8 protein-coding genes are annotated in these 11,645 nt (G+C 57.0%); 4 read left to right on the plus strand and 4 right to left on the minus strand.

Going from position 1 to position 11,645, the window contains the following annotated elements; translation table 11 throughout:
• The first annotated feature begins 49 nt into the window (after positions 1 to 49).
• Positions 50 to 1,084: a tRNA dihydrouridine(20/20a) synthase DusA gene (gene dusA / locus ASD54_RS08960; RefSeq protein ID WP_062554236.1), complete on the plus strand. Its 1,035-nt coding sequence runs from the start codon at positions 50 to 52 to the stop codon at positions 1,082 to 1,084.
• A gap of 5 nt (positions 1,085 to 1,089) precedes the next feature.
• On the opposite strand, the gene ASD54_RS08965 is transcribed toward dusA, so the two are convergent.
• Both ASD54_RS08965 and ASD54_RS08970 read right to left on the minus strand, forming a co-directional pair.
• Positions 1,090 to 1,293 (minus strand): hypothetical protein, encoded by a 204-nt coding sequence (locus tag ASD54_RS08965; protein ID WP_062554237.1) that lies wholly within the window; start codon positions 1,291 to 1,293, stop codon positions 1,090 to 1,092.
• A gap of 85 nt (positions 1,294 to 1,378) precedes the next feature.
• Positions 1,379 to 1,756: a hypothetical protein gene (locus ASD54_RS08970; protein ID WP_062554238.1), complete on the minus strand. Its 378-nt coding sequence runs from the start codon at positions 1,754 to 1,756 to the stop codon at positions 1,379 to 1,381.
• A 1,427-nt stretch (positions 1,757 to 3,183) separates the two neighbouring features.
• Between ASD54_RS08970 and ASD54_RS08975 the strand changes: the two genes are divergently transcribed.
• Positions 3,184 to 3,465, plus strand: a complete 282-nt coding sequence (locus ASD54_RS08975) for a hypothetical protein (protein ID WP_062554239.1) — start codon at positions 3,184 to 3,186, stop codon at positions 3,463 to 3,465.
• An 892-nt stretch (positions 3,466 to 4,357) separates the two neighbouring features.
• Positions 4,358 to 5,413 (plus strand): DUF262 domain-containing protein, encoded by a 1,056-nt coding sequence (locus tag ASD54_RS08980; RefSeq protein WP_162249568.1) that lies wholly within the window; start codon positions 4,358 to 4,360, stop codon positions 5,411 to 5,413.
• 163 nt (positions 5,414 to 5,576) lie between these two features.
• Here the strand turns inward: ASD54_RS08980 and uvrB are convergent, their stop codons facing one another.
• Positions 5,577 to 8,639 carry an excinuclease ABC subunit UvrB gene (gene uvrB / locus ASD54_RS08985; protein ID WP_062554241.1) on the minus strand — a complete coding sequence of 1,021 codons (3,063 nt, stop codon included), beginning with the start codon at positions 8,637 to 8,639 and terminating at the stop codon, positions 5,577 to 5,579.
• A gap of 196 nt (positions 8,640 to 8,835) precedes the next feature.
• On the opposite strand from uvrB, the gene ASD54_RS08990 reads away from it, so the two are divergent.
• Complete coding sequence (locus tag ASD54_RS08990) at positions 8,836 to 9,441, plus strand: class I SAM-dependent methyltransferase (protein ID WP_062554242.1); 606 nt, start codon at positions 8,836 to 8,838, stop codon at positions 9,439 to 9,441.
• Positions 9,442 to 9,454: 13 nt separating this feature from the next.
• Here ASD54_RS08990 and ASD54_RS08995 read toward each other — a convergent pair whose 3' ends face one another.
• Positions 9,455 to 11,461 carry an EAL domain-containing protein gene (locus tag ASD54_RS08995; protein WP_062554243.1) on the minus strand — a complete coding sequence of 669 codons (2,007 nt, stop codon included), beginning with the start codon at positions 11,459 to 11,461 and terminating at the stop codon, positions 9,455 to 9,457.
• Positions 11,462 to 11,645: the final 184 nt, after the last annotated feature.

Genomic DNA, 11,645 nt, shown 5'->3' on the forward strand with positions numbered 1-11,645 from the left:
CTGTGGTAGAGGGTAGCGCGCCCAAGAGAGCTGGAACGAAATTTCTCCCATGTTGAAAGACAAGTATCTGAACCGCCATAGGCTGTTCGCAGTCGCCCCGATGATCGACTGGACCGATCGACACTGCCGCTATCTGCACCGGCAATTGTCGAGCCATGCGGTGTTGTTTACCGAGATGGTGGTGGCGGATGCGATCATCCACGGTCCGCGCGAGAGGCTGCTGTCGCACCATGCTGCAGAACATCCGGTGACGCTGCAGCTGGGAGGTTCCGACCCGGCCAAGCTGGCGAAGGCGGTGGAGATCGCGGCGGACTTCGCTTACGACGAGATCAACCTCAATGTCGGCTGTCCGTCCGACCGGGTGCAGAGTGGCACCTTTGGCGCCTGCCTTATGAAGACGCCGGACCTCGTGGCCGATTGCGTTGCGGCGATGAAGGCGGTGACGAACCTGCCGGTGACGGTGAAATGCCGCATCGGGGTTGACGATCAGGAGCCGGAAACGGTGCTGCCGGATTTCCTCGCCAAGGTTATTGCGGCGGGCAGCGATGCCGTCTGGATCCACGCCCGCAAGGCCTGGCTGCAAGGGTTGAGCCCGAAGGAGAACCGGGAAATTCCGCCGCTGGATTACGCTCTGGTTTATGCCATGAAGCGCGAACATCCCAATGTTTTCATCGGGATAAACGGCGGAATTCAGGATTTGAATCAGGCGGGCGAGCACCTGAAACATGTCGATGGCGTGATGCTTGGCCGGGCTGCCTATCAGAATGCCGGGTTGCTGACGGGTGTCGATGCGGCGGTCTATGGAGAGCCGGAGCGGGAGTTCGACTGGCTGGCGCTTCGCGATACGATGATGGCCTATGCGGACGAGGTGATCGCCTCCGGCGGGCGCCTGCACCATGTCACGCGGCATATGGTGGGCCTGTTCCAGGGCTTTGCCGGTGCGCGACGGTTCCGCCAGATCCTGTCTTCCGAGGCGACGAAGCCGGGTGCTGACCCGGACCTTATCGCCACCGCTTTTGCTGCGGTTGATCTCTCCGCCGGTCCCAAGGGATCGACGGCGGATGGAGAGCGACTGGCCGGTTGATCGGCTCAGACATCCTCGTGCAATTGTCCCGCAATGCGGCGCTGAACCTGATCGGCGCTGCCGCGCACATAGAGCGAAAGCGGCTTGCCGCCCTGACCCGCCATGGCAAGGGCGATGATCGAGACATCGGCTTCATAAACGGTCACGTAGAGCACCTGCGCCGGATTGATGAAAACGGGCTGGTTGTGCGTGTTGATGAAGCCGATCATTCTCAGTCCTTCTGCGTATCTGCTGTCTTAGGAAGATGTATCGCAAAAACCGGTTGATGGCCGTTTAACAATCAGCAATTCGTGATCAACGCCCGAGCGAAATGAACCAGCGTCGAAGCTGCTTCCACTGCCGACGAGGAATGAGGGCACGAATAGTGCTCTCCGCCACCGCCATTTGAACGGGATCAATCCTGGCCGGATATTCCGGTTGTTTCTGTTTCAGGAGGAAGGCGTTGTGCAGTGCCAAAACGCCTTCGCCAAATGCAAGAGATGGTTCGCCCATGCTGCGCGGCATGCTGGACCAGCAAACCGGTAGGAGGGCATTTTCCGGACCGCAACACGCCAGCCTGCGGCGGCATTCACGGTTGCGGCAATTCAGAAGCGGCATGGCAAGTGCCTCGCTGATCTTGCGTATGGTGTGCTCTTTCTGATCCGTGTCGGGATTATTGACTGTAGCGTCCATCGTCGCTCCCTGTTTTGAAGACGCGCATGCTCGTTCACGCGGCAGAACCTGCCCGTGGTGTGAGGGTCAGTTCGGGCCGTATCTTGTCGGGATACGGGGTATTCGGTCGGGGCACTGAAAGCTGCCTCGATATGGTAGTAGAAGGTGACACCTCTCAGCGCCCCGTTCAGCGGTTTTTGCCCGCGACTTCGGTCTCTCTGCCTGAAATGGCTGCCGGAAAGGTTTGTTGAAACCTATCGGCTCCCGGTGATCCGGCGGATTGACCCGACAGACCTTCCCGACACCATTCCCCATGTGTGCCACACAGGCACGCCTGACGCGCCAGTTCGGAGATGAAATGGAGGGTTAGATCCGAAGCCCTGCCATTTCCCCCGTGTCGCCAGAGGGAGACCATTTTCCGCGAACCCGGAGGTGAAGGTTTTGCGTCTACCCCTTCACACCCGCGCCGGTCCCGCATCGCCAGCACGCCTGCCGGTGTAACCGTTGCGGAACGAGGGAATTGAAACATGGGTGGAATAGGGTGGCGGAGTGAGGGGTGAAAAAATATTGGAGACGGCGACGGTTTTTCGAACGTAGGTGGGTCGGATCGGACTTGAGTGCTCGACGCACAGTCTTTATCCGGGGCTTAACCCCCCTCTGTCCTGCCGGACATCTCCCCCTTGAAGCGGGGGAGATCGGCAGAACGGCTGATGCTCGTACACCATCTCCCGTCGATGGGGTTTGCTACGCACGATAGGGCAAGATCTGGAGCGAAGGGCTAACCACGAATCGATCTCCCCCCCCCTTGAGGGGGAGATGTCCGGCAGGACAGAGGGGGGTACCAAACTTTTGCGTTGCGCCCACGCCCCCAGGCTCTCAAGCGCCTGATTGCATGCGCATGCACGGAATAAATCCCCCACATCTTGCAATTGCAGATGCAACCTCGGCGGCATAGGCTGGCTGCGGAACCGGAAGTAACGGGCCGGTTCCGGGGCGTAGAAACCCCTTCAACAACGGCTGGCATCCGCGATATGAGATGCCCTCTCAGTCACTGGTTGGTGGCTGAGTGATTGAGCTTGCCCTATAAAGCTCTCCACCTTCTATGGCTGGGGAGGCCCTGACGTATGTCCAAGGTGCTTGCACCCAAAGGTCAGGGCGGTCGTGTGTTGACGATTTTCTAACTCCCCGGCCGCCAGAGGCCACGGCACCACCAGCCCCCAATCGGAAACGATTGCGGGACCGGTGCGGCCGTTTTGGTGTTTCACGCTGCCTCATCTGCGATTGGGCATTGCGGGGCATTCCTGTGCAAGCTGGCCTTTGGCGCGCCTTCCCCCGTTTGAAACGATGCGTGTGATGCGATGCGGCGTGCGGGTGGGCGGGCGTGTACCTGCTCACCTTGCTGCCCGCGCTCTGCGCATCAAGGGCGTAGACCGGGAGGCGCCTGAGCCATGGACAACTACAATCTCGCTGCCGACCTGCTCGCCACCTTCCGCGCCTCGCCGGATATCATCAAGGCGCTATGGCTGCTCGTGCCGCCGGTCTTCGTGCTGGGCCTGCTGCATTTGCTGCTGCGATGGCGAGAGGGGCGCGCAAGGCGCTGGCGCGTGGCCGGACGTGGCCCAAACGGCGCGGAAAGGGTGTGGCCCGCCAACCTGCCGCGCGGTGGGGTGATCGAGGACGGGCGGGTGCAGCCGGTGGATGTCGTGGCGCTGGGGGTGAGGGAAGAGTGAGGGGGGGGAAGCCTCCTAAATTTACGACCCCATCGCAACGGCAAGAAGCATGACGTTCTAATGCCAAGCGTCTGAGACTTAGATAATCTGCCGCCATTGACCAACCTCTGATACCGCAATTACGACTTCGGGGTATTTCCAGTAGAGTTGTTGAGGCACTTAAACAAAATGCCGTGCAAAAGTCCGAATGATTAGAGGGTCAAAATCTCAGCGGGCAATAACGTGATTGTGTTTTCAATCTAAGCGCGATAAGTAGGTGCGCATGAATTTGCGGGGCAGCTATGTTAGATGCGCGACATGTAAATATATTGAATCTCAATTCCGATGATGCTTTCAAAAGCGCGGCCATCTATCTTTCCAATTTTCCTGCGTGCTTCCAAGGTAATGAACATCGCTGGCATCAGCTTAAGATGCGTGTTGCAAGTCATTTCTCGATTGAATTAGCGTCGATAAAGCTTGCGGGTTCGGGCCACTTAGGTCAGAGCGCTTTCAAGAAGACGCCCTACAATCCTCAGCGGTCCGATCTTGATCTTGCTATCATAAGCTCGAATCTATTTTCGAAGTATTTAAGCTGGGTAATTACATCCACAAATTCGTTTCAAAATACTAGCAGTTTTCCAAGATTGCGTAAGGGCGAAAGTGGAGTGGAGAGCTTTAAATTTTACGTTTCGCAACGCGGCATGATACGACCAGATCTATTGCCAGCGGGAAAATTCAAATCCGAATGGATGGATTTCTTCAATGAAATTAGAACTGAATATAATGACGTCTGCGCAGAATTGACCGCTGCGATTTACCTAAGCGAAGACTGCTTCATTCAGAAGCAAATTCCAACAATAAGAGAGTTGAGGAAATGATCAGGTATAATGCGCGTACTAAGCAGGTCGTAGACTTGTTTAATGAGGTCAATCAAGGTCGCCTTATATTGTCTCCTTACTTTCAAAGGAATTACGTTTGGCGTGACATACACAAAACAGATTTTATCGATACAATCATAAAAGGGTTTCCTTTTCCGCAGATATTCATTGCTAAAGGGACCATTAATATTGAAACAAAGCAGACTACGTCATGTGTGGTCGACGGTCAGCAACGTCTTACTACGATAATAGACTTTATAAACGGAGGCTTTCGATACAATGGAGAATTGTTTGATGAAATGCCTCAGCAGATCCAGGAAGATTTTCTCAAGTACGAAGTAAGTTTGGTTGATCTCGATCTAGGAGAGAATGATCCTGCTCTGTTTGAAATATTCAAAAGGCTTAATCGCACATATTACTCTATGACCGCCATTGAAAAACTATCGTCCGAGTATTCTTCGGGCGAATTTATGATGACGGCCAAGCTTCTGAATGGACAGCTGGATTTCGAGGATCCAGATGCCGAAGAATTCGATGAAAAGTCTTTTGTCTATGATCCGAACATACCCAAAGAATTTCTAAATTGGGCCAGAAAGGTGGATGTATCCGAGTTCAAAAAATGGATTCTTGAAAGTAAACTTTTTACCGAATATGAAATTCAGAGAATGAATCATCTCATGTTTACGCTAAATCTAATGGCTTATAACTTGAAGGGGTCTTATAACCGAAATGAGAGGGTGAAAGACTGTCTCGATGATTATAATAATTCTTTTCCAGACCGTAATATTATTATCAAAAATTTCAATTTTGTTGCTGGTGCAATTAACTCTTCCGAGGCCTCCAAGCAAAGCTTCTGGTTGACAAAATCGAACGCGTTCTCGCTTTTTTGCGTTCTTGCGAAGAATAGCGATCTAGCCGAAAAAGCTGCTGCTGGCTTATTGGATGGAGCCCTAATTGAATTCCCGCAGGTGGTGTCAGGAGAGTACCTGATTGCGGCGCGTGAAGGCGTAAACAATAAAAAGGAGCGCGATTTACGCTATAAGGAGGTGAAAGACTTCCTAGGTGAATTTGATAGGCGGCTGAATAGTTGACGCCGTCCCTCCATCATTGAGGAATGCCACTGCGTAATTTCGAGTTTCCGCTGACTGCTTTGGGAATTTCCATAGACAGCAAAGGCCGCGATTTTGCGCGGTTACCGGCGGTCATGTAGCTGAGAATATCACCCAGAAATTCGAGGAGCGCCATGACCAGGACTTACCGCCCTGGTCTGCCGGTCTTGCCCTTGGTGCGGCTCTTGCGCTTTTGTTCTGCCGGATCTTCGTAGGAGCCGACGCCGACTTTGCCGCGCACGAGGGGGCGGGGGTCGTCTGAATTCAGACGTTCCGGCTGGCCTTCTAGAAGTGGAGAGTGGCGGGGCTTGCCCCCCTCTGTCCTGCCGGACATCTCCCCCTCAAGGGGGGAGATCGACTCGTGGCTTCTGTCATGCCGCGGCTTCTCCGGCAGCTTGCCGGGTACGGGCTTTTCGGTTCGTCCAACCGTCATTTCGTCCAGAGTGTTCTTGCGGAACAGCGGTTTGGCCGTATCGGTGCCCGGTCCCATGTCGTCGAGGGAGGGCTTGGCGAAGTAGCTGCTGCCTGCTTCCGGTGCCAAGGATTGGCGCGTGGCCTCTGCGCTGCGTCTTACGCCTTCCTGCGCCTTGGCCTCATCCTTCGCAATAGGGTCATCCATGCTGGCGAGTTCGACCGCCTTGAGGCGCTTGATTTCGTCGCGCAGGCGGGCGGCCTTTTCGAAGTCAAGGTCTGCGGCGGCATCGCGCATGCTCTTTTCCAGCGCATTGAGGTGAGCCTGCAGATTGTTGCCCACCAGATGCCCGCCGTCGGCAAAGCCCTTGCCAGCGGTACCGGAGATATCGGCACGCACGTGATCGCGCTCGTAGACGCTATCGAGGATATCCGAAATACGCGCCTTGACCGATTCCGGCGTGATGCCGTGCTCGGTGTTATAGGCCATCTGTTTTTCGCGGCGGCGGCTGGTTTCTTCCATCGCGCGCTTCATGGAGCCGGTGACATTATCCGCATAGAGGATGACCTTGCCATCCACGTTACGGGCCGCGCGGCCAATGGTCTGGATGAGCGAGGTTTCCGAACGCAGGAAGCCTTCCTTATCCGCATCGAGAATGGCGACGAAGCCGCACTCTGGAATATCCAGACCCTCGCGCAACAGGTTGATGCCCACCAGCACATCGAAGGCGCCGAGGCGCAGATCGCGGATGATTTCGATGCGTTCCAGCGTATCGATATCCGAGTGCATGTAGCGCACGCGCACGCCCTGTTCGTGCAGATATTCGGTGAGGTCTTCCGCCATGCGCTTGGTGAGAACCGTGACCAGCGTGCGGTAACCCTTGAGCGAGGTTTCCTTGATCTCGCCCAGAACATCGTCCACCTGGGAGCGGGCGCTGCGCACCTCGACCGGCGGATCGATGAGGCCCGTCGGACGGATGACCTGTTCGGCAAACACGCCGCCCGCCGCTTCCATCTCCCAATTTCCCGGCGTGGCGGACACGGCCACCGTTTGCGGGCGCATGGCATCCCATTCCTCGAAGCGAAGCGGGCGGTTATCCATGCAGGAGGGCAGGCGGAAGCCATATTCCGCCAGCGTCGCCTTGCGGCGGAAGTCGCCGCGATACATGCCGCCGATCTGCGGAATCGTGACGTGGCTCTCGTCGATGAAGATCAGGGCGTTATCCGGAATATATTCGAACAGCGTCGGTGGCGGCTCGCCGGGTCTGCGGCCCGTGAGATAGCGCGAATAGTTTTCGATGCCGTTGCAGGAGCCCGTGGCTTCCATCATCTCGACATCGTAGCGGGTGCGCTGCTCCAGTCGCTGCGCTTCCAGCAGGCGTCCCGCCTTTTCCAGCTCCGCCAGACGATGCTTCAGCTCTTCCTTGATAGCCTTGATCGCGCCGTTCAGCGTGGGGCGCGGGGTGACATAGTGCGAATTGGCGTAGATCTTTACCGACTTCAGGTCGCCGGTCTTGTGGCCCGTCAGCGGGTCAAACTCGGTGATCGAGTCGATCTCGTCTCCGAAAAGCGAGATGCGCCAGGCGGCATCTTCCAGGTGGGCAGGAAAGATTTCGATTGTATCGCCGCGCACGCGGAAGGAACCGCGCACGAAATTGATGTCCTGCCGCTTGTATTGCTGCGCCACGAGATCCGCCAGCAACTGCCGCTGGTCAATACGGTCGCCGACTTCCATCTGGAAGGTCATGGCGGTGTATGTTTCGACCGAACCAATACCGTAAATGCAGGATACCGAGGCGATGATGATGCAATCGTCACGCTCCAGAATCGCGCGCGTGGCCGCGTGGCGCATGCGGTCGATCTGCTCGTTGATCGAGCTTTCCTTCTCGATGAAGGTATCGGAGCGCGGCACATAGGCTTCCGGCTGGTAGTAGTCGTAGTAGGAGACGAAATACTCCACCGCGTTGTCGGGAAAGAAGTTCTTGAATTCCGAATAGAGCTGCGCCGCCAGCGTCTTGTTCGGCGCGAGAATGACGGCAGGGCGCTGCGTGGCCTCGATGACCTTCGCCATCGTGAAGGTTTTGCCCGAGCCGGTAACGCCGAGCAGAACCTGGCTCCGCTCGCCGCTGTTCAGTCCGTCCACCAGATCGGCAATCGCCGTGGGCTGATCGCCCGCCGGCTGATATTCCGACGCCATGCGGATGGGAATGCCCCCTTCAGACTTGGCCGGACGGGCCGGACGGTGCGGCGTCCACAGCTTGCCATCCTTGAACAGCGGATTGCCGCTTTCAATGAGCTTCGACAGCGCATCGACCGTGGCGGTCACAGCCCCGGGTGCAAGGCTTTGCGCCTCCTCCAGCGACATATCCATGCCCGCGACGGGATTGAGACCGGCGGCGGCGCGCGTTTTCGGATCCGACGACGCGCCGATGGACACGCCTCGGGAGGTTTTCTGTGAAGTTGTTTTTTTGTTTGTGCTCACGGCCGCTTGGCCACTGCGCTTCGCTCTGGCTGCCTCTTCCTTCGCTCGGGCGGCTTCTTCTTCCTTCGCCTCGCGGATGGCCTGCTCACGCGCGGCGATCTCGATCTTCTTGCGGTGCTTGCCCGCCTTGGACGCGATTTCGCGCTGCGTTTCGACGGAAGAGGCCTCCGCTTCCGCTTCCAGCTGTTTCACCCAGTCCGACACAGAGCCCGACAAGGAGCCCGACAGGGGGGCGCCTTCGAAAGCGGCCTGCGGCGCTTCCTCGAAACCGTTGCTGGAATTCTGGGGCGGAGATTTTTTCGGAGCTTTCGACATGCACGCGAATATGGCGAGAGTCCTGCCAAATTGGAAGGGCGGCAGCGAAACAAATTAGGAACAGCTCACAGCCGTAGCGACGCAAGCGGGCGCGTTGATCTTTGATCGGGCCGCTCTATATGAGGTCAGCGTTACTTGATGCTATACGCAAATACTGAATTGCCAAATCTTCCCCGTTCCGGAGTTCACATTTCCCATGCTTTCCCTTGAGAAGCGCATCGAGCTGAAGAACAGCACGCCGCGCACGATGCTTTCATTGCATCACACCGAAAACTGCCGTCTGCTTCCCAACCGTACGGAGCTTCTTCACCGGCTTCCCCATGGCGGTATTGTCGCGGAGATCGGCGTCGCCTTTGGCGATTATTCGCGCGAGATCATGGATCACAACCGTCCGGCTCAGCTTCACCTGATCGATCCCTGGGATCTGACGCGCTACAACGAAGGCTATGAGCGCGTCAGCAGCATGTTTGCCAGCGAGATCAGGCAACAGCAGGTGCTGCTGCACCTTGGCGGCTCGACCGAGATGCTGCCGGAATTTGCCGATCATTTCTTCGACTGGGTCTATATCGATACCGATCATTCCTATGCGAATACCTGGAACGAGCTTGTTCTCTGCGACCAGAAGGTCAAGCGTGACGGGCGGATCTGCGGCCATGATTTCTGCACAGGCAATGTCATCAAGCCGGTGGTCTATGGCGTCGTGCAGGCGGTCAACAAGTTCTGCGTCGAGTATGGCTGGCAGTTCGAATATCTGACCGTCGAGCCGGACGCCCACTTTTCCTACTGTCTGAAACGGTTGTAGAGTACCGTGTCGTTTAGGCGACGGCTGCTTTGGGAAGGCTGCGTGCACGTGGATGGCGCAGCCATTCCTCCAGCGCGCGGGCGTTCATCGGACGCGAGAAGAGGTAGCCCTGGCCGATCTGGCAGCCGAGCGAGCGAAGGGTTCTCGATTCCTCTTCCGTTTCCACGCCCTCGGCGAGAATGGTCATGGACAGCGCTTCGCCAAGCCGGATCAGCGCCGAAATGATGGCCTGGTTGCGCGGTGACGCGGCAATGCCGGTGGTAATGCCGCGATCGATCTTGAGGCGATCAACCTTCAGGTCGATGAGGCGGGTCAACGAGGAGTGTCCGGCACCGAAATCATCGACGGCCAGCGCAAAGCCTGATCTCTCCAGCTGTTTCAACTGCTCTCCGGCGATGACGGTATCGAGCAGTGCTTCCTCCGTGATCTCGATCTCGAGCAGGCTAGGCTTGATGCCGTGCTGCTTCACCTTGGCATCCAGCATCTCGGATACGGAATAGAGGGCGAATTCGCGCGGCGAAACGTTGATTGCAACGGTTGCTTCGGGCAGGCCGAGCTCTGGCAGGCGCTTGAGCATCGCGCAGGCCGCATCGGCAATGGCGCCGGTCAGCCGGTCGGATGCCTGGATCGAATAGGCGGCCTGTACGATTTCCGGGGGCGCAATGAAGCCGAGGGTCGGGTGGTGCCAGCGCACGAGCGCCTCAAACCCGAGAATGATGTCCCGCTGCAGACACACCTGCGGCTGGAACCATGCCTCGATCTTGTGCTGCTCGATTGCCTCCAGAATATCGGCTTCGATCTGCCGCTGCCGCTCCGCTGCAATGCGCAGCTTCGGATCGAACTTGCGCCAGCGTCCGCGTCCCTGCTCCTTGGAGCGATAGAGCGCCATATCGGCAGATACGAATAATTCATCCGCCTGCGTCGCGTGATCGGGATAGACCGCCAACCCCACCGAAGTTCCGACGGAACAGTTCTGACCGCTGAGGAGGAATGGTTTGCGGACTTGACGCAGAATGATGTCTGCGGAGCGGGTTGCTTCCAGAACTGCATCGTTACCGGTGACGATTATGGCGAATTCGTCGCCGCCCAGCCGCGCGATGAACGTGTTGCCCGGCGGTAGCGAATTGCGCAGGCGCTGGGCGAACTCCGTCAGCAAGCTATCCCCGGCCTTGTGGCCCATCGTATCGTTCACGTGCTTGAAGCGGTCGAGATCGACGACGAGCAAGCCGATCTTGCCTTCGGTATCGCGGGCTTCCTGGATCGCGTTTGCCAGCGTCGAGTTGAAGGCACTGCGATTGGCAAGTCCCGTCAACGGATCGCAGCTGGCGAGCAGTTCCAGTCGCGCGTTGGCCTGCAGCATTTCCGAATGGGCTGCCGTCAGAGATGTCGCAAGCGCTGTTGCTTCCAGCTTTCGGGTAATGCTTTCGAGAAACGATCTCTCGCTGTTCTGACAGCTTCTGTGCAGGATGATGGTGAGGACGACGACGTTCAGGGCGACGATGATCCCCGAAATGCCGCCAGTGGAGACCACCGACACGATGACAGCGAGGTGGATCGGCGTCGAGAAGGCAACGGACACCCAGCGATAGCCCACCCCGAGCAGCACAGAGCCGATCGAGATGCCAAGCATCATCAGATACAGGCCCGCATCCAGGCTGAAGGCGTTGAAATTGGGAAGAATAAACGGGAGGGAGCCCCAGGCGAGGCCCGACGAGCAGGAGCCCAGCGTAATGAGCGACAGGCTCGCTTCCGGATTTTTCCTGTTCAGATCGAAATGCTTGATGTAGCGCGAGATCCCGAACCGGAAGAGCAGGGACAGATAGATCAGCCCGAGCCAGTAGATACCTTCCTGCCCTGTATCCTGCCGAAAGAAGATGAGCGCATAGGCCGACGCAGAAATGCCCGCATTCGTCAGTACGGTCGACACACTGCGCGCCCAGACAGTTTGCGCCTGTAGCTGACGCACATCGGCATTCAGGCTGTCACACGGCTTTTGTTCGATTGCTGACTTCCGCGGCATCGCCTACACCCGAATATTCACATCGCCGTGTTTTCTAATAGATGCTCAATAAGATATTCTTAAAAGCGGGCGGCAAACCCTTGTAAGACTGAGGCCGTGGCCCATTTTGGATGTCTGATTTCAGGACAAGTTCGAATGAAAGCTAATCGATTATTACCGGACCGATATCCAGATGCTCAAAGTG

It is taken from the genome of Rhizobium sp. Root149 (assembly GCF_001427345.1).
GTDB lineage: Bacteria > Pseudomonadota > Alphaproteobacteria > Rhizobiales > Rhizobiaceae > Neorhizobium > Neorhizobium rhizoryzae.